The sequence below is a fragment of the Nonomuraea rhodomycinica genome (assembly GCF_013363995.1).
Classification (GTDB): Bacteria; Actinomycetota; Actinomycetes; order Streptosporangiales; family Streptosporangiaceae; genus Nonomuraea; species Nonomuraea rhodomycinica.
The window spans coordinates 76,527-94,538 of record NZ_JABWGO010000007.1 but is presented as its reverse complement, the minus strand read 5'-3'; the positions used below and the strand labels follow the sequence as shown (position 1 = coordinate 94,538).

Genomic DNA, 18,012 nt, shown 5'->3' with positions numbered 1-18,012 from the left:
TTGCTAGCTGCGAGGTTTGGATGGATATTCTGCGGCTTGCGGGTCGCCGTCACGTCAAGTGATTTTCTGGCGACGCGACGGCTTTTCCTTGCGGGGGCCCTCCACCTCGGATTTCGACCCCCGTGCACGGTGTACGGAGGGAAATGGGCAAGTTCCTGCTCCGCCGGCTGGCAACCAATTTGATCTTGGTTGCCCTGGCGGCCAGCCTGGCGTACATGCTCGCCGCCACGACGATGAATCCTCGTGGCGCGTACGAGGGTCGGCAACCGCCGGTCGCCGAAGAGGTCATCGACGCCACCCTGGACGCCTACAACCTCAACGACAAGACGCCGGTCTTCGAGCGCTATCTGACCTGGGCCGGCGGCGTCGTGACCGGCGACTTCGGCAAGACGTGGAACGGCGGCTCGGTCAACGAGGAGATGGGCCGCCGGATCATGGTGAGCCTGCGGCTGCTGCTCATCGGCACGCTGCTCGGCTTCGCGCTGGGCGTCGCGGTCGGGGCCTACTCGGCCGTCCGGCAGTACCGGTTCAGCGACCGGGCCATCGGCGTCAGCTCGTTCGTGGTCATGGCGGTCCCGGTGTTCCTGCTGGCCACGCTGCTCGCGATCGCGACCTACAACCTCAACCGGGGGCTCGGCTTCACGCTGATCGAGTACACCGGCGAGTACAACCCGCGGCTGTCGGGCTGGGACCAGTTCCTCAACCGGCTGAACCACCTCATCCTGCCGACCATCTCGCTCACGCTCGGCTCGATCGCCTTCTACAGCCGCATCCAGCGCAACATGATGCTCGACGTGCTGAACCAGGACTTCGTCCGCACCGCCATGGCCAAGGGCCTGCGGCGCCGGACGGCGCTGTTCAAGCACGCGCTGCGCACGGCGCTGATCCCGTCGGCCACCTACTTCGCGTTCGCGTTCGGCACCATGCTCACCGGAGCGATCTTCACCGAGAAGATCTTCTCCTGGCACGGCATGGGCGCCTGGCTCGTCGATGCGATCAACCAGAACGACGTCAACTCCGTCGCCGCGGTGAGCCTGTTCACCGCGGTCTGCGTGCTGTTCGCCGCCTTCCTGTCGGACCTGCTGGTGGCGTCCCTCGATCCTCGGGTGCGGGTGAGCTAGGTGCGTTCCAAGGTCGTACTCGGGCGGCTCCTGCGCAACCGGCAGGCCCGCTATGGCGGCATCGCCCTGCTCCTGCTCATCGCGCTGGCCTACATCGGCCCGTACCTCGGCGCGTACGACTGGACGGACAAGGACTTCCTGGCCTTCCTGTCGCCGCCCGACGCCGATCACTGGTGGGGCACCACCTCGATCGGCCAGGACATGTACGCGGTGACGCTGCGCGGCATGCAGAAGTCGATCGTCATCGGCCTGCTGGTGGCGCTGTTCGCCACCGGCCTGGCCGCGCTGGTCGGCGCCTTCGCCGGATATTTCGGCGGCTGGGTGGACAAGCTGCTGATGTGGGGCGTGGACCTGCTCCTCGTCCTGCCCAGCTTCCTCATCATCGCCATCATCTCGCCCCGGCTGCGGGGCGCCTCGTGGCTGTGGTTCGTGGTGCTGCTGGCCGCGTTCGCCTGGATGATCACCTCCCGGGTCGTGCGCAGCATGACGCTCTCGCTGCGCGAGCGGGAGTACGTCCAGGCCGCGCTCTACATGGGCATCCCCCGCTGGAAGATCATCCTGCGGCACATCGTCCCCAACCTGTCCTCCCTGCTGATCATCGACGCCACGCTCAACGTCAGCGGCGCCGTCATCGGTGAGGCCGCGCTGTCGTTCTTCGGCTTCGGCATCCAGCCGCCCGACGTCTCGCTGGGCACCCTGATCGCCGAGGGCGCCCGGAACGCCACCGGCTACCCCTGGCTGTTCGCCTTCCCCGCCGGCCTGCTGGTGCTCCTCGTGCTGGCCATCAACCTGATCGGCGACGGACTGCGCGACGCGCTCGATCCCGGGAGCAACTCATGAGCATCTTGGAGGTCCGCGACCTCACCGTCACCTTCCCCGGCGGGATCCAGGCCGTGCGCGGCGTCAGCTACGACGTCGCCCAGGGCGAGGTGCTCGGCATCGTCGGCGAGTCCGGCTCCGGCAAGTCCGTGACCTCGCTGGCCATCATGGGGCTGCTCCCGCAGAACGCCGTGGTCAGCGGCTCGGTGAAGCTGCACGGCCAGGAGCTGCTCGGCATGGACGAGGGCGAGCTCACCCGGGTCCGCGGCAAGGCGATCAGCATGATCTTCCAGGACCCGCTGTCGGCGTTCACCCCCGTCTACACGATCGGCGACCAGATCGCCGAGGCCGTCCGCGTGCACCAGAAGGTCGGCAAGGACAAGGCCGCCAAGCGCGCCGTCGAGCTGCTGGACCTGGTCGGCATCCCGCACCCGGACGTGCGGGCCAAGGCGTTCCCGCACGAGTTCTCCGGCGGCATGCGCCAGCGCGCGATGATCGCGATGGCCATCGCCAACGACCCCGACCTGCTCATCTGCGACGAGCCCACCACCGCCCTGGACGTCACCATCCAGGCGCAGGTCCTGGAGGTGCTCAAGACCGCCCAGGCCGAGACCGGCGCCGGCATCGTGATGATCACCCACGACCTGGGCGTCATCGCGGGCATGGCCGACCGGGTGCTCGTCATGTACGCGGGCCGGCCCGTCGAGCAGGGCGTGGTGGACGACATCTACTACCGGCCGCGCATGCCGTACACGATGGGCCTGCTGGCCTCGATCCCCCGGGTCGACGGCGAGCAGGACACGCTCGTGCCCATCGAGGGCAACCCGCCGTCGCCGGCGGCGCTGCCGCCCGGCTGCCCGTTCGCGCCGCGCTGCCCCATGCACATCGACGCGTGCGACGACGAGGAGCCGCCGCTCACCCAGATCGGCGGCGGCCGGTACGTGGCCTGCATCCGCTCGCGCGAGATCGAGCACAAGGGCATGACCGGCGCCGACGTCTTCCCCGTGCCGGTCATCCCGCCGAGCGACGTGGCCCGCGTCCCGCGCGAGGAGCGCGAGACCGTGCTGGAGCTCGACAACCTGGTCCGGCACTACCCGCTGATGAAGGGCGCGGTGTTCAAGCGGCGCGTGGGCACCGTCCACGCCGTCGACGGCATCACGTTCGACATCGCCGAGGGCGAGACGCTGGCCCTCGTCGGCGAGTCGGGCTGCGGCAAGACGACCACGCTCCAGCAGATCATGCAGCTCACGCCGCCGCAGAGCGGCCGGGTCGTCGTGCTCGGCAAGGACAGCTCCAAGCTGGACAAGGCGGCCCGCAAGGCGCTGCGCGGCGACCTGCAGATCGTCTTCCAGGACCCGATGGCGGCGCTCGACCCGCGCATGCCGGTCGGCGACATCATCGCCGAGCCGCTGCGCGCCCACGGGCGCAAGAACGTCCCCCAGCGCGTCGCCGAGCTGCTCACGCTGGTCGGGCTGGCGCCCGAGCACGCCGAGCGCTACCCGCAGCAGTTCTCCGGCGGCCAGCGGCAGCGCATCGGCATCGCCCGCGCCCTCGCGCTGGAGCCCAAGCTCATCGTGCTGGACGAGCCGGTCTCCGCGCTCGACGTCTCCATCCAGGCCGGCGTCATCAACCTGCTGGAGGAGCTGAAGAACCGGCTCGGGCTGTCGTACCTGTTCGTGGCGCACGACCTGGCCGTGGTACGGCACCTCGCCGACCGGGTCGCGGTCATGTACCTGGGGCGGATCGCCGAGATCGGCGCCGTCGAGAACGTCTACGACCGGCCCGCCCACCCCTACACGCAGGCGCTGCTGTCGGCGATCCCGCTGCCCGATCCGGAGATGGAGCGCAGCCGCAAGCGGATCCTGCTCGAAGGCGACCTGCCCAGTCCGGCCGATCCCCCGTCGGGATGCCGGTTCCGTACCCGCTGCCCCAAGTTCGCCCGCCTGAGCGAGGCGGAAAAGCGGCGGTGTGTGGACGAAGAGCCCTCGGTTGCCCGGCTCGCGCGCGCCAAGGATCACGGCGCCGCCTGCCACTACGCGGAGGAGATCGAGGTCATCACGGCCTCGGAACACCAGGAGGAACAGTGAAGGTTGGATACCGGGCGGCGGCGGGAATCGCCCTCCTCGCCATGGCCGTGGCGGCCTGCGGCGGCGGTGGCGGAGAGGCCAAGAAGCCGAGCGCCGAGCAGTCCCAGCAGGCGCAGAAGCAGATGTCCGAGACCCCGGCCATCAGCATCAACCCGGTGCCGTACGAGCAGGTCAAGGACGGCGGCACCCTGACCCTCACGGTCGGCCAGTGGCCGACCCAGTGGAACGGCAACCACGTCGACGGCAACCAGGCCGACACGGCGGACATGCTCGACACGATCATGCCGCAGCCGATGGTGTCCGACGCCGAGGCGAACTTCAAGCCGAACCCGGACTACCTGAGCGACGTGAAGATGGACACGTCCTCCGGCAAGCAGGTCGTCACCTGGACCTTCAACGAGAAGGCCACGTGGTCCGACGGCACCCCGATGGGGTGGAAGGACGTCGAGGCCATGTGGAAGGCCAACAACGGCAAGAACAAGAAGTACAAGCCGGCCTCCACCGACGGCTGGGACCGGATCGAGTCGGTCACCAAGGGCTCCTCGGACAAGGTCGCCGTCATGACCTTCTCCAAGCCGTACCCGGAGTGGGTCGGCCTGCTCTCGCGCTCGCCGCACCTCTACCCCGCCTCGGCGAACGAGACGCCGGAGGCCGAGGAGAAGAACTACCTGCAGAAGATCCCGGTCACCGCCGGGCCCTTCAAGGTGGAGAAGATCGACGAGGCCACCAAGACCCTCACCGTCGTGCGTGACGACAAGTGGTGGGGCAAGAAGGCCAAGCTCGACAAGATCATCTTCCGGACCATCGAGACGCCCGCCGCGCAGGTCAACGCCTTCGCCAACGGCGAGCTCGACGGCGTGGAGATCCCGCCGGGCAGCCCCGCCGACCTCAAGCGGGCCAAGGAAGTCCCGAACGTGGACATCCGCAAGGCGCTCAGCCCGAACTGGCGGCACATCACGGTCAACAACCAGAGCGCGTTCCTGAAGGACAAGTCGGTCCGCCAGGCCGTCGAGTACGCGATCAACCGTGACGTGATCACGCAGTCCGACCTGAAGGACATGGACTGGCCGCTGCAGACGCTCGGCAACCACGTCTTCATGAACAACCACAAGGGCTACGTCGACAACTCCGGCGACCTCGGCAAGTACAACCTGGACAAGGCCAAGCAGCTGCTCGACGCGGCCGGCTGGAAGCAGGAGGGCGAGTACCGCAAGAAGGACGGCAAGGAGTTCGCGCTGAGCTTCACCGTCCCGGCGGGCCTGCCGTACGCCAAGACCGAGGGCGAGCTCACCCAGGCCATGCTCAAGGAGGCCGGGATCAAGCTGACGATCCGCCCGGTCCCCGATGACAAGTTCTTCACCGACTACATCATCAAGGGCGACTTCGACCTGGTCCCGTTCTCGTGGATCGGCACGCCGCTGCCGATGGGCGGCCTGCCGCAGATCTACAAGACCGGCTCCGAGAGCAACTTCCCGAAGGGCAGCGACCCGGCGCTCGACGCCGCGATCGACGCCGCGGTCAGCGAGATGGACCCGGCCAAGGCCATCGAGAAGGCCAACGCCGCCGACAAGCTGATCTGGGACATGGTGCACACGATCCCGCTGTACCAGCGCCCCGACATCCAGGCGACCAAGAAGACGCTGGCGAACTGGGGCGCCAAGGGCTACCAGTCGCTGGACTACTCGATCGTCGGCTTCACCGGCTGATCACGCCTCATCCTCTCTCCGGTCTCCCGGAGGAGTACCGACGACCCCCGGCCCGCTTCGGCGGCCGGGGGTCGTCCCGTCTCTCGTGAGGAACGACCCCTGACGCCCGTCACCTCGACCGGAGCAGTTCGAGCGTGACCCCGGTGTGGTGGGCCACCAGCCCCTCCATGAACCGGCGGTCGGGGAAGTCCCCGTCGAGCAGCCGCAGCGGCCCGGCCACCAGCGACAGGTGCTGCGCGAGCCGGTAGAGCTCCATCCTGCGCTCGTCGAGCCCGTCGACGCGCAGGTCCTCGTAGTGCTCGCCGAACCGTATCCGCAGGAACACGTGCTCCCACTCGACGTCGAAGAACATCGTCCCCTCGATGTCGATGAGCACCGGCTCGTCCCGATCGTCCACCAGGACGTGATCCGGCCCGAGCTCGCCGTGGATCAGCCCGTGACGCGTCCGCGGCTCGATGCCCTCGGCCAGCTCCTCCAGCACGGCCCGGCACTGTTCCCGCACCTCCGCGATGCTCCCGACCCGTGCGGCGGCCTCGTCCAGGTGGCGAAGCGCGCGATCGAGCACCACGGCCTGCGCCTGACGGATTCTCGGTGGCCGCCCCGCGCGCGACCCGCCCTCAGCCGTCTCCGGACCGTCGAGCACGTCGGCGACCTTGCCGATGCGCGGGCTCGTGCGCCGCCGCATCAGCTCCAGTGCCTCGCCCAGCCTGGCCAGGACCGCCCTCGCCCCTAGCGGGTCATCCGTGAGCCGCTCCTCCAGCGTCCCGCCCCGCACGTCCTCGGCGAACGCGAAGTCGTACGGGCGGCGGGACCGGGTGCCGTCGGCGAAGCGCAGCCGGGGCACGCGCACGCCCGCCCTCTCCAGGCACGCGACGCTCGTCTCGAAGAACCGCAGGCCGGAGGCGTGCGAGAACGGCCCCTCGCCGCTGGAGGCGGCGGAGTCCCCCGAGGTGGCGGGCCAGTAGTCCTCCTCGGCAGACCAGACGTACAGGACGGCGCTCGACCCGTCCTCGAAGAGGACCCGGTAGACACCCTTCTTGCTGCCCCCGCGCAGCCGCTGGGCCTCCGCCACCCGACGGCCTCTCCCGAAGACCGGCTCGGCCAGCTCGGCGATCTCTCCACGGCCCAGGAAACTCCGGCCTCGCGCAGGCGTCATGCGCCCTAGGCTCCCAGCCGCTGCGCGTCGGTGGCGAAGGGATTTCCTGCCCGGGAGCGGCGGGCGCGGACGGCGTGGACGGCGCGGGCGACGATGACGGCGGCGCCGGCCAGCGCGGCGGTGGCGGCCCAGACGTAGAGCGCGAGCCACACGTACGTGATCATGTCCATCGTGCCGACCCGGTTCATCAGCAGGCCGATCAGGTCGGCGAGGCCGGCGAACAGGGCGATCGGCAGCGCGTACGGGATCAGGCGCGCGACCAGCCGCCAAGCGGGACGACCCGCGCGGCGGCGGGCCCAGCGGCGGGCGCGCACGACTCCGAGGGCGCCGAGCCCGAGGTTGAGCAGGGACAGGCCGGCCAGCCAGGGGTCGGCGGACATGGTGAAGGGCGCGGCTCCGGCGTCGGGGCGGCCCTCGATGAGGTCGATCAGCCCGTCGGTGATGAGGAGGGCGTCGTCGCCGGAGATCATCCCGGTGTTGGTGACGACCGCGATGCCGTACCGGCTGCCGGGCAGCACGGTCTGGGCGGAGTTGTGGGTGAGCAGCCAGCCGGTGTGCTGGAGTTCGGGCGCTCCGCCGGCGGTCTTCCCGCTCTGCCAGCCCATGCCGTACGTGCTGCCCCCCACGCCGGACGGCGTCTGGGCGGTCCTGATCGTGCGCTCCGGGACGGCACGGCTGGAGCCGTTCTGCGCGATGAGCCATCTGGCCAGGTCGTCGGCGGTGCTGACGACCCCGAACGAGCCGTTGAGGAACCACTTCGGATGCGCGCGCTCCACCACCTGGCCGTACGCGCGGATGTAGCCGGCGCCCCCGCCGGGCAGGTCGCGGGTGGTGTTCACGGTGGTGGTGGAGGTCATGCCGAGCGGGCGGAACACGCTCGTGGCGAGGTAGTCGCCGAACGGCACCCCGGCCACCACCTCGGCCAGCCGGGCCGCGACGGCGTAGTTGGGGTTGTGGTAGGCCATCTTGGTGCCCGGGGCGGTGGCGAGCGGGGCGGTCCGCAGCATCGCGACGGCGTCCTTGAGGGTGTCGGGCGCGGGGAGGGTCAGCTCGGGGAAGGTCCGGTCGCTCATGCCCGAGGTCTGCTGGAGGAGCTGCCGCACCGTGATCTTCCCGGCGCGGGGGTCGGCCATGGTGAACTCCGGCAGGTAGCTCCGGACGGGCGCGTCCAGGCTGATCTTGTGCTGGTCGGCGAGGCGCAGCACCGCCAGGGCGGTGAACGACTTGGAAAGCGAGGCGAGCGGCATCGGCGTGTCCTTGGTGATCGCCTTGCCGTCGGCCGTGTGGCCGTAGCCCGCGACATGGACCACCCTGTCGCCCTTGGTGACCGCGACCACGGCGCCGGGCAGGCCGGTCCGCTCGGCGTAGTCCCGCACGTAGGCGTCGATCGCGGCCGCGGTCGGCTCGCCGGCCTTCGGCGCATGGGCGGCCTTCGCCGCGGCGGTCGCGGCGGTCGCTCCTGTCAGCAGCAGCACACCTGTCAGAGCGGCGACGGCCGCGCTCTTGCCGGTCTTCATCATGGTTCCTCAAGCTGTTCGTCCGTAGGTAGACGAACGCTAAGAGCCGGCGAGACGGCCGCACAGCGCCCGATCGGCAGGCCCTGACCCCGACTTTCGTCAGGTGGCGGGGCACGGCGAAGGCGGCTCGCGGATGCTCCCGGCGTTCCGGCGCGGGGTGCGGGCGCGCCGGCCGACGGGGATGCGCGCACCGTCGATCTCACCTCCCGGCCCGATCGCGTGGCCGCCGACCGGCTGTACGAGCGGCCCGGTTTCCGGCCGCGGGAGTCGACGGTCTTCCGGCTGGCCGAGTAGCGGCCGCCGGACTGTCGGACGTCGCGCGGTCAGCTCTCGACGGTCATGCGCTGGGTGCCGATGACCTTCAGCAACTGCAGGGACCGGTAGGCGGGCGAGTCGGGCTCGGCGGTGAAGATGACCACCTGCTGCTCCTGGTCGGGCACGGTGAGGACGTCGAAATCCAGCTCGATCGCTCCGACCTGCGGATGCCGCACGCTCTGCTGCAGGTGACGGTCGATGCGGAACTGATGGGACTCCCACAGGCGGGCGAAGTCCTCGCTGCCGGCCACCAGTTCCGCCACCAGGTCCTGCACCTCGCGGCTGTCGGGGTAGCGGGTGGCCGCCATGCGCAGGTAGCTGACCGCCGTGACGGCGAACTGATCGGAGGCGCCCATCCCGTAGTGCCGCAGGTCCGGGTCCGGGTGCAGGAAGTAGCGCCGGATGAGGTTGCGTTCCTGGCCGGGAGCCAGGGCGGAGAAGTCCTCCAGCAGGGCCGCGGCCAGCGGATTCCAGGCCAGGACACGGCAGGTGGGGTCGACGACGATCGCGGCGGTGTCGCTGAGCCGTTCGATCAGGTTCAGCGTGCTCGGCTGCACCTCGCGTACCGGTGCGGCCGCCTCGCTCTCCTCCCTCTCCCCGGCGAGCTGGAACAGGCGGGCGCGCTCCTGGTCGGTGAGGCGCAGCGCGCGGGCGATGCCGCCGAGGACGCGCCGTGACGGGTGCCGGCCGCGCGCCTGCTCCAGTCGTGTGTAGTGGTCGACCGAGATGTAGGCGAGCTGGGCGACCTCCTCGCGCCGCAGGCCCGGCGTGCGCCGGCGGTGCCCCTGGGGCAGCCCCACGTCCACCGGGCTGATCCGCGCCCGCTTGTTACGCAGGAAGTCCGCCAACGCTCGTCTGTCCATGTGCCCCACGGTATGTCCCGCGCCGGACCGCAGCCACGGACTCCCGGTCCCTGGCTGCGCGGGACCGGAGGAGGCGACAGTGGGGTTCGCCAGACGGGGGACGCCCGGGTCTGTCCCGCAGACGTCCATCCGTGCAGATCGGACCGAAAGGCAGCGCGAAGCATGCGCATCTTCATCACCGGCGCCAGCGGCTACGTCGGCGGCGTCGTCACCGAGCACCTCCTCCGGGCCGGCCACGAGGTGGTCGCCCTGGCCCGGTCGGACCGGGCCCGCGAGCGGGTCGAGGCGCTGGGCGCCAAGGCGGCGCCCGGCGGGCTGCGGGACCTGGACGTCCTGCGCGCGGGAGCCGCCGGCGCCGACGCCGTCGTCCACACCGCGGTGGACTACTTCGACGCCGGCATGGGAGACATCGAGCACGACGCCCTGCGCTCCATGCTGGACGCGCTCACCGAAGGGGCCGCGTTCCTCTACACCAGCACCGGTCTGGTCTACCCGGACACCCGAGGAGCCACGGTGGACGAGGAGCACCCGGTCGACCCGCGGAGCCCCCAGCCCTTCAAGATCCTCGGCGAACGGCAGGTCCTGGACGCCGGCCACGTCGCGGGCACGGTGATCCGGGCGGGGCTCGTCTACGGCCGCGCCGGGTCGGGGCTGTTGGAGGGCCTGCTGACCACCGCCCGGCAGCAGGGCACGGTCGCCTACATCGGCGACGGGACCAACGAGTGGTCGTCGGTCCACGTCGACGACCTCGCCGCGCTGTACGCGGCCGTGCTGGCGCACCGTTCGCCCGGAACGGTCGTCAACGCCGCCGGGCCCGAGCGGACACCCATGCGCAGGATCGTCGAGGCCGTCGCCACGACGGCCGGAGCCCGCGCCGTGTCCGTCACCCCCGAGCAGGCCGCCGAGATGATGGGACCGGCCGCCGCCGTACTCACCCGTTCATCGCCGCTGGACTCCGCCAAGGCACGGCGGCTGTTCGGCTGGAACCCCACGTCGCCGAGCCTGCTCGACGAGCTGACCTCCGGCTCGTACGCCCAGGCCACCGCCCTGAGGCAAGGCGACCCGATCGGAGACTCATCGCCGGGCGACGGGCGCGGCTGAGTGCACAGGCCGCGCTAGGTGCTCGATGCCGGACTTCGACTCATCCCTTCAGATCGGTCTCGGCGGCGAACAGAGTTCCCCGTTCCATGCCACGCTCCCGATGAACGTTGAGCCCCTCCTTGCGGAAGCTGATCCATCCGTCATCGTCTCTCAGCCCCCGCACGATTCTCGTTTTCACGATGTCGTGGGTCGCATAACCGACGTCCAGATGTGTCAAATGGCTGTCGTCCTTCCGGTGGACTTTGAGCCCTTCCACCGGGAAGGTGATCCATCCGTCGTCGGCACTTCTCCCCTGCACCCATGCGGTGTTCACACCGTTGAGGTCGGCCTTGTCCGCGAACACCGATCCCCAGGCTTGCCCCGCTCCCTTGCGTACGTTCAGCCCCTCCTTCGGGAAGCTGATCCATCCGTCATCGGTACTTCTCCCCTGCACCCAACCGGTGTTCACACCGTTGAGGTCGGCCTTGTCGGCCGTCACGGTGCCTTTTCTGTTGGAGTTGTCGGAGATCTCCACCCCTCTGCCGGTGAAGGTGACGCGTCCCTTCTCTCCGTCCGCCGCCCCTCGCACCCACGGCGTGTCGATCCCGGTGGTGGCGGTGAGCGTTTCCAGGACGGGATGGCGTACTTGGACGGTGGTGGTGAGGAAGTGCTGCTTCTGGGTGACGGGGTCGGTCGCGACGAGGGTGTAGGTGGTGGCCCGTCTCGGCGCGTCCGCCGGCGACCAGGTGCGCGTGCCCGAGGGAATGTCCGCGTGCCCGCCGGGGAAGAGGATCCTGTAGTCGAGTTCGGGGGATCCCTCCCAGCTCAGCGTGAGGTTTTCTCCGGCGCCCACCATGCCCTTGTCCGGGTGGAAGCCGCACGGCGCCGCAATCTCCGCCGGAGACGTCTTGAGCAGCGCCACCGACGTGTAGCGGGTGTGCTCTCCGTCGTCGTCCTCGGTCTTCTCCCTCACCGTCAGCACGACCGGCCCAGCGGTGGAGGCGATGGTGACGTTCTCCAGCGTCAGCACCATGTAGTCGCCGGGTTTGAAAGAGGCCGCACCCCCGGCCTGGGGGGTGACTTCGAAGACGTCGCCGCCCTGCTGCCGGCCGACCTTCACCTCCTGGCTTCTGGGCCGTGCCCCCCACCGGTTGTCGGTGTACTCGCCCTTCATCTCCGTGAGGTCCGGGGTGAGGTCTCCGGCGTCGTCACCGACGGGGACCCTCACCTCGATCTTCAACCAATCGGTCCTCCTCGCGGTGTTGGTGATGACCAGGTACACCGTTCCCGTGGACCTGGACCTTCGTCCCGCCGCTGAAGCCTCCAAGGCCGCCGGGTCTGTGAAGATGGCGTAGGTCAACGCGGTCATGATCAGCACTCCTTCACTTCGAGAACGGAGAAGCGCAGGCCCATCAGTCGCTCACCACGAGAGCACCGAGGGCAGGACAGGACAGGCGGCCAAACCGGGACACGCGTGAGACCCGCCCTTTGAAGATGCGCCTCAGAAGATCGCCTCTTAGATCCAAACGTGCGCATTGGAGCGCGACAATAGAACGCGAGGAGGCCAAAACAGCGCGGTTCAGCAATGAACTCAGCGTCTTGACATGCCTTTGTCGACGCATGCGAATTCAAGAATTGCTGGACCGACCGGCCACGCCGCGCCGCCGTATGACGGTCACCTCGGAGGCGGTTCTTGCCGTTCTCGAACCTAGGTCGGCTTGTGCTGAACCGGCAGCATGAGGAGCGCTCTGAGAAGCCTCGCGTACGGTGGGCAAAGGAAGCGGCGCTCGATGGGTTCGTGCGTATCGCGGGGGAGCATGGGCGCGCCCGGGCGTAAGAGGTGGGGGCAGGCGCCGCGAGACAGGAGAGCCGGACTCTCGGTCACCCGACAGAGATCCAGAAGCCTCCGGACGAGTTGGCGAGGCTCGATAAGCGGAAGCCCCAACGGACAGCACCCTGCAGCCGATCGCCCCGCCATGCACACTGAGCAGCGAAGTGAGCGATCGTCACGGCGTCAGCCATCTGGAGCGAACAACGATGGGCGTCCCGACCTTCGAAGATTCTGCGAGCGATGCTGTCGGGGCATCATGGTGTGGTGTCTCAGCCGAAGGTTCAGGGCCGTGTTCTGAACCCGCAATCCTGGTCGGTCGTCGGGCTGCCTGCGGAAGGCCGTGACGCCGACTACTGTCAGCAGCACCAGCTCACCGAAGGAGCTCCGGAGGCTCTTGCGGAACTTGCGGAACCTGCGGGAGATGATCTGGAACTTGCCGGTATCTCGGATCTCGTTCGGAAGGTGCGGGATCATGCTGTTCGCCGAAAGTATGGTGGCCGTGTCGCACCTACCAGCCGTAGAGCTGTTCGTCGCTCAGGCTGGTGGTCCTGCCGACCGGACGTTGCTGGTGATCCACGGTGGTCCGGATTGGGATCACACCTATCTGCGGACGCCGCTCGACCAACTTGCCGGCCATCACCAATTGATCATGCCGGATCTCCGCGGCTGCGGGCGTTCTACCTGCGGCCTTCTCGATGACCAATACACTCCTGCCGCGACTACTCGGGACCTCATCGCTCTCCTAGACGCCATGGGTCTCGGTCAGGTCGACGTCCTCGGCTTCTCCTATGGTGGCTTCATCGCTCAGCGCTTGGCCTTGGCCGCTCCCGAGCGGGTTCGACGCCTGATCATCGCCTCCAGCAGCGTCTTGCCCGTACCTCCAGGCGCCTTTGACGGCTGGCATGAACGAAGCAGGCGGCTCGCCGCGGAAAGTGCCGTGTGGCGTGATCCGTCGCTCTCGGGGCCCGAGCTGACCCGTGCGGCTGCCATCGCCTCGGCCCCAGCAAACGTTTGGCGTTCGCAAGCCCTTCCCGATTACCTCAATCGCCTGGCGCGCGTCCATTTCACCGCTGAGTGGATGCGGCCCTGGCGGGCTGGCATTCTGCCTCCAGCTCGCCCGGAGGATTCCGCTCGAAGGCTCGCCGCCGGCGGCCATTCCCTGCTCTTGTTGCATGGACGGCAAGACATGCTCTTTCCCGCAACGCTGATCGAAGCCGCTGCCAAGGTGATCCCCTCCGCAAAGGCTGTTGTGATCGAGGATGCGGGCCACATGGCGCATCTGGACCACCCTCAGGCGTGGCTCGACACCATTGCGCAGTTTCTGGCCTGACCGGCGCAGCAGGACCGCCGCGTCACCCACCGAGACCTTGCCCGCCTGCACACCTACGGCGTCACCGACCACGCCGCCCGCCTGATCAGCACCGCCTGCCGTACGACCCGACCAGCACCCTCGTCCTCGCCCACTGGAAGGACACAAGGCGAGCCTTCACACCATGCGAATCCGCTTTGATCTCCTCACCGTCTCGCTTCCGCTCCCGGCCCTGTGCGTCACCGCACTCAGGCACCGACGCCGAGTGCAGGAGGAGGCTTGCAAGAAAGCCGGCGACAAGTGGAAGGACTTCCGCCTCGTCTTCACCGCGACACCGGCCACACCTGTGCCTCGATACTCGGCGCTGGCGCAGATCTCGGTCATGATGAACGTCTTCACGCGGATCGCCGGCCCAGAGCCCAGAGACCCGCAAGGCGCTCGATCAGCTCAACGAGAGCCTAGATCGTTGGAGGCGGTTGCTGTACGGCGCTGCCGCATGCCATGCAAAAGGCCCTCCCGGATCATCCGGGAGGGCCTTTTGTGCTGGGAGCCGCCTTGGGGATTCGAACCCCAGACCCCTTCATTACGAGTGAAGTGCTCTGGCCGACTGAGCTAAGGCGGCGTGCCGTGCGGCGTGACTGAGTCTACAGGAGCCCAAGGGGTTCTCGCTCCCGCCAATCCCCGATCTTCCCGCGCTACGGGCAGGTGGTGCCGTTCTTCGGAGGGGCGCCGGTGATGAGGTAGTGGTCCACGGCCGTGTCCACGCAGGTGTCGCCGCTGTTGTACGCCGTGTGCCCGTCGCCGTCGTACGTGAGCAGGACCCCCGATTCGAGTTCGCCGGCGAGGGAGCGGGCCCAGGTGTACGGGGTGGCCGGGTCGCGGGTCGTGCCGACGACGAGGATCGGCGGTGCGCCCTTGGCCGTGAGCGGGTGGCTCTGGAAGGTGGGGCGAGCCGGCCAGTAGGCGCAGGGCAGGGAGCTCCAGGCGATGTACGGGCCGAAGCGGGGCGCCGTGCGGGACAGGTCCGCGGCGGCCCGCTCGTACGCGGCGACGTCCTTCGGGTAGCTGCCGTCGACGCAGTTGACGGCCATGTTGGCCTCGGTCTGGTTCGAGTAGCCGTCGGCCCGGCGGTCCATGAGCGTGTCGGCGTTCTGCAGCAGCAGCGTCCCGTCACCCTGGAACGCCTGGGACAGCGCCTCGGTGAGCATGGGCCAGCCGCTGCGGTCGTAGAGCGGGGTCAGCGCGCCGAGCAGGGCCAGCGGCTCGGTGACCGCGCGGTCCCCCGCGTCTCCGCCGGCTCCGGCGGGCAGCGGGTGACGGTCCGTACGGCGCAACAGCTCCGAGAGCTCCTCCAGGGCGCCGTCGGCGTCGCGGCTGCGGAACGGGCAGTCGCCGCGGGCGAGGCAGTCGTCCGCGTACGCCCGGAACGCCACCTCGAACCCGGCCGCCTGGTCCGCGTTGAACCGGAACCTCGACAGGGCCGGGTCGACGGCCCCGTCGAGCACGAGCGCCCGCACACGCCCCGGGAACAGGTCCGCGTAGACCGCCCCCAGGAACGTGCCGTAGGACTTGCCGAGATAGGTCAGGGCGCGGTCGCCCAGCGCCTCGCGCAGCGCGTCCATGTCGCGGGCCGCGTCGACCGTGCCCACGTGCTGGAGCAGCTTGCCCGCGTGCGCCGCGCAGCCCTGCGCGAACTCCCGTGACCCGCGCTCCAGCGCCGCCCGCTCGGCCGCGTCGTCCGGAGTGGCGTCCAGCGCCAGGAACGCGTCGAGGCGCTGGTCGTCCAGGCAGTCGACCGGCGCGGACTCCCCCACGCCGCGCGGGTCGAACCCCACGATGTCGAACCGCGCCCGCACGGCCGGGCTCACCACCGACTGCGCCGCTCGCGCGTACTCCACGCCGGAGCCGCCGGGGCCGCCCGGGTTGAGGAGGAGTGACCCGATACGGTCGCCGGTGGCGGGCAGCCGGATGACGCCGATCCGGATCCGCTCACCGTCCGGAACGTCGTGGTCGAGCGGCACCGCCAGCTTCGCGCACTCGAACCCGTCCCCGCAGTCCGACCAGGCGAGAGCTCCGGACGCCGGGAGCGGCCGTTCGTCGCGGACGCAGCCGGTGGCCAGCAGCGCGACCGCGACGAGGACGGACAGGGCACGGGACCACATGGGTGGCGATCCTACGCCCCGCCGATCCGCGTCCCGCGGGAACCCGTGGCCGCCTGTGGACATCTGTGGACAGGCGGCGGATACCTGTGGACAGGCTGCGGACGCCTGTGGACGACGCCCTGCGGGCCCCTGATACCGCAGGGCTCCTCCTGGTCCCGGCCCGGGCCTCGCGGGACGAGGCGGTCAGGAGGAGGGGACGTCGCCCGGCTTGTCGACGACGCCGGACGCCAGGACCCACAGGGCGCTCTTGCGGGACTCGGTCACGGTCATCGCGCCGAGGTAGTCGTAGCCGTCGGCGTCCAGAATGGTGTAGTTCTTGCCGGCCTCCCCCAGGTCCAGGACGACGCCGATGCCCTTGCGCCCTTGAGGGGTGACCACGTTCTCCTCGATCTCGACGTTCGGGATCTTGGCCATCGCCCGGTACATCGCCGCAGCCTTGGCCGGCGGAACCAGCGGCCCGTACTCCAGGTACCACTGGATCGCCCCGTACGCCTGCGCGTCCGCCCTGACGCCCGCCGGGCACTCGTTCCCGCAGACCGAGAGGCTGTAGGGCGCCCGCTCAAGGCCGCGCAGGTGCTTCAGCAGCGCGTCCGGGTCGTCGGGGAAGGCGTCGAGCTCCCGCTGTGTCTTCAGCGGGTACGTCGGCCCCTTCTCGTGGCCCATCTTGATCTGGCCGCCGTTCTCGCGCAGGGCGTCCTGGGTGCCGTCCATCCGCGCCCAGATCTCGAACGTGGGCCCCGGCGTGTCCGGCTGGCTGACCTTCTCGTAGAACCACTGGTCCGGCCGGATCTCCCGCATCGTGGACTTCTCGGCCACGAGCGCGATGTTCTCCAGCACGGAGGCGGCGCTCGGCTGCTGCGCGCGGGTCTGCTCGGAGGACGCCTGGATCCGCTGGGACGGCCCGGCGGCGATCCGGTCCGGCCCCGTCACGGCCGTGGTCACGACCCCGGCGACCACGGCCATGCCGAGCGCGCCGGCCAGAGCCATCCCCCAGCGCGGGCGCGGCCTCGACAGCCTGGCGCGAGCCGGGGCCGGAGCGCTCGATCCGGTCCGGATCTCGGCGAGCAGCCGGTTCTCCTCGGTCCGCAGCTCGGTCTCCAGCGGCACCTCGTCACGCAGGCGGTTGAGCATGGACATCTCGTTCATGAACGGAACTCCTCGGTCACAGCGGTCGGGTCGATGTCGCCGAGAGCCCGGCGCAGCTTCTTACGGGCCCGGTTCACCCGGGAACGCACGGTTCCCACGGCCACATCGAGCGACAGGGCGGCCTGCTCATAGGTCAGCTCACCCCAGGTGACCAGCAGCAAGGCGTCCCGGTGTCCGGCCGGCAGGCCCGCGAGGGCCGCGGCCAGCCGGCTGCGCGCCCCGTCGGCCGTGACCCGCTGGTCGATCCGGTCGGTGAACGGCTCCGTGACGGGGTCCACGCCCGTCCGGCTCAGCGCCTTGTACTGGCCGATCTCGTGACGGCGGTGCCGGCCGATCAGGTTCGTCGCGATGCCGTACAGCCACGGCCGCGCGTCCGCGCGGGTCAGGTCATAGGTCGCGCGCTGCTGGAAGGCGGCCACGAACGTCTCCGCCACCACGTCCTCGGCCGCCTCCACGCCCAGCCGGCGGACGGCGTACCGCTTGACCGCGGGGGCGTGGCGGGTGAACAGGGCGGCGAAGTGCTCGGGGTCGTGCCGGGACCGCGCGATCAGGGAGGCGTCGTCGGAGGGCTCCCGCTCCGGCTCCGGCCCCGGTCTCGGCCCGGGCTCCCACTTCGGTCTTGGCCCCGGCCCCGGCTCCGGCTCCTGCTCCGGTCTCGGGATCACCGCGGCATCACGGGCCGATCCGGGCGCCCGGTCGGGCGTCAGCCGGCTCTGTTGTCGCATCTGGTCGCCTTTCGGTGTCGGCAATGACTTCTGTGATTGCCGTGGGACCGAGGTGTGGTTCCCAGTCGCCGCCGATCTTCTGCAGAATTTTCCGGAGGGTGCCGCGGCTCAGGGCTTCGCGGACGGCACCGTCCCGGCCCATTCGGCCCAGCCCGCCAGGGCCTCGTACACGCGG

Annotated in this window: 13 protein-coding genes and 1 tRNA gene; 6 read left to right on the top strand and 8 right to left on the bottom strand. The window is 69.7% G+C overall.

From position 1 onward, the window contains the following. The first annotated feature begins 143 nt into the window (after positions 1-143). Genes HT134_RS26610 through HT134_RS26595 form a run of 4 tightly spaced genes read left to right on the top strand, consistent with a single transcriptional unit; the run spans position 144 to position 5,733 of the window. On the top strand, positions 144-1,121 hold the full coding sequence (locus tag HT134_RS26610) for an ABC transporter permease (RefSeq protein ID WP_175603197.1): 978 nt from the start codon (positions 144-146) through the stop codon (positions 1,119-1,121). Further along, positions 1,122-1,961 carry an ABC transporter permease gene (locus HT134_RS26605; protein WP_175603196.1) on the top strand — a complete coding sequence of 280 codons (840 nt, stop codon included), beginning with the start codon at positions 1,122-1,124 and terminating at the stop codon, positions 1,959-1,961. Beyond that, positions 1,958-4,027 carry an ABC transporter ATP-binding protein gene (locus HT134_RS26600; protein WP_175603195.1) on the top strand — a complete coding sequence of 690 codons (2,070 nt, stop codon included), beginning with the start codon at positions 1,958-1,960 and terminating at the stop codon, positions 4,025-4,027. The genes HT134_RS26605 and HT134_RS26600 overlap by 4 nt, the downstream gene beginning before the upstream one ends. Further along, the gene (locus HT134_RS26595; protein WP_175603194.1) at positions 4,024-5,733 is read left to right on the top strand and encodes an ABC transporter family substrate-binding protein; all 1,710 of its coding nucleotides are present in this window, start codon (positions 4,024-4,026) and stop codon (positions 5,731-5,733) included. The genes HT134_RS26600 and HT134_RS26595 overlap by 4 nt, the downstream gene beginning before the upstream one ends. A 109-nt stretch (positions 5,734-5,842) precedes the next feature. Here the strand turns inward: HT134_RS26595 and HT134_RS26590 are convergent, their stop codons facing one another. The 3 genes from HT134_RS26590 to HT134_RS26580 form a co-directional block, all read right to left on the bottom strand. Further along, positions 5,843-6,889 carry a phosphotransferase gene (locus tag HT134_RS26590; RefSeq protein WP_175603193.1) on the bottom strand — a complete coding sequence of 349 codons (1,047 nt, stop codon included), beginning with the start codon at positions 6,887-6,889 and terminating at the stop codon, positions 5,843-5,845. A 5-nt stretch (positions 6,890-6,894) separates the two neighbouring features. After that, a complete protein-coding gene (locus tag HT134_RS26585) occupies positions 6,895-8,409 on the bottom strand; it encodes a serine hydrolase domain-containing protein (RefSeq protein WP_175603192.1) in 1,515 nt (504 codons plus the stop codon). Positions 8,410-8,729: 320 nt separating this feature from the next. Next, positions 8,730-9,584: a helix-turn-helix transcriptional regulator gene (locus tag HT134_RS26580; RefSeq protein WP_175603191.1), complete on the bottom strand. Its 855-nt coding sequence runs from the start codon at positions 9,582-9,584 to the stop codon at positions 8,730-8,732. A 162-nt stretch (positions 9,585-9,746) separates the two neighbouring features. Between HT134_RS26580 and HT134_RS26575 the strand changes: the two genes are divergently transcribed. Further along, a complete protein-coding gene (locus HT134_RS26575; protein ID WP_175603190.1) occupies positions 9,747-10,685 on the top strand; it encodes an NAD-dependent epimerase/dehydratase family protein in 939 nt (312 codons plus the stop codon). A 40-nt stretch (positions 10,686-10,725) separates the two neighbouring features. On the opposite strand, the gene HT134_RS26570 is transcribed toward HT134_RS26575, so the two are convergent. After that, the gene (locus HT134_RS26570) at positions 10,726-12,033 is read right to left on the bottom strand and encodes a hypothetical protein (protein WP_175603189.1); all 1,308 of its coding nucleotides are present in this window, start codon (positions 12,031-12,033) and stop codon (positions 10,726-10,728) included. A 934-nt stretch (positions 12,034-12,967) separates the two neighbouring features. Here HT134_RS26570 and HT134_RS26565 point away from each other — a divergent pair. Next, positions 12,968-13,825 (top strand): alpha/beta fold hydrolase, encoded by an 858-nt coding sequence (locus HT134_RS26565; protein ID WP_246365509.1) that lies wholly within the window; start codon positions 12,968-12,970, stop codon positions 13,823-13,825. A gap of 527 nt (positions 13,826-14,352) precedes the next feature. On the opposite strand, the gene HT134_RS26560 is transcribed toward HT134_RS26565, so the two are convergent. The 4 genes from HT134_RS26560 to HT134_RS26545 form a co-directional block, all read right to left on the bottom strand. Continuing rightward, positions 14,353-14,426, bottom strand: a tRNA-Thr gene (locus tag HT134_RS26560). Positions 14,427-14,499: 73 nt separating this feature from the next. Beyond that, positions 14,500-15,966 carry an alpha/beta hydrolase gene (locus HT134_RS26555; protein WP_175603188.1) on the bottom strand — a complete coding sequence of 489 codons (1,467 nt, stop codon included), beginning with the start codon at positions 15,964-15,966 and terminating at the stop codon, positions 14,500-14,502. A gap of 183 nt (positions 15,967-16,149) precedes the next feature. After that, entirely contained in the window at positions 16,150-17,112 is a 963-nt protein-coding gene (locus tag HT134_RS26550) for a CU044_5270 family protein (protein ID WP_175603187.1), read from the bottom strand. Beyond that, positions 17,109-17,837, bottom strand: coding sequence for an RNA polymerase sigma factor (locus tag HT134_RS26545; protein WP_175603186.1), 729 nt, complete (start codon positions 17,835-17,837; stop codon positions 17,109-17,111). The genes HT134_RS26550 and HT134_RS26545 overlap by 4 nt, the downstream gene beginning before the upstream one ends. Positions 17,838-18,012 lie beyond the last annotated feature (175 nt).

Bases quoted from the DNA above. Each gene is read 5' to 3' on its own strand.
- HT134_RS26590 (WP_175603193.1), bottom strand. From the start codon at position 6,889: ATGACGCCTGCGCGAGGCCGGAGTTTCCTGGGCCGTGGAGAGATCGCC.
- HT134_RS26610 (WP_175603197.1), top strand. From the start codon at position 144: ATGGGCAAGTTCCTGCTCCGCCGGCTGGCAACCAATTTGATCTTGGTT.
- HT134_RS26545 (WP_175603186.1), bottom strand. From the start codon at position 17,837: ATGCGACAACAGAGCCGGCTGACGCCCGACCGGGCGCCCGGATCGGCC.
- HT134_RS26565 (WP_246365509.1), top strand. From the start codon at position 12,968: ATGCTGTTCGCCGAAAGTATGGTGGCCGTGTCGCACCTACCAGCCGTA.
- HT134_RS26575 (WP_175603190.1), top strand. From the start codon at position 9,747: ATGCGCATCTTCATCACCGGCGCCAGCGGCTACGTCGGCGGCGTCGTC.
- HT134_RS26570 (WP_175603189.1), bottom strand. From the start codon at position 12,033: ATGACCGCGTTGACCTACGCCATCTTCACAGACCCGGCGGCCTTGGAG.
- HT134_RS26600 (WP_175603195.1), top strand. From the start codon at position 1,958: ATGAGCATCTTGGAGGTCCGCGACCTCACCGTCACCTTCCCCGGCGGG.
- HT134_RS26555 (WP_175603188.1), bottom strand. From the start codon at position 15,966: ATGTGGTCCCGTGCCCTGTCCGTCCTCGTCGCGGTCGCGCTGCTGGCC.
- HT134_RS26580 (WP_175603191.1), bottom strand. From the start codon at position 9,584: ATGGACAGACGAGCGTTGGCGGACTTCCTGCGTAACAAGCGGGCGCGG.
- HT134_RS26585 (WP_175603192.1), bottom strand. From the start codon at position 8,409: ATGATGAAGACCGGCAAGAGCGCGGCCGTCGCCGCTCTGACAGGTGTG.
- HT134_RS26550 (WP_175603187.1), bottom strand. From the start codon at position 17,112: ATGAACGAGATGTCCATGCTCAACCGCCTGCGTGACGAGGTGCCGCTG.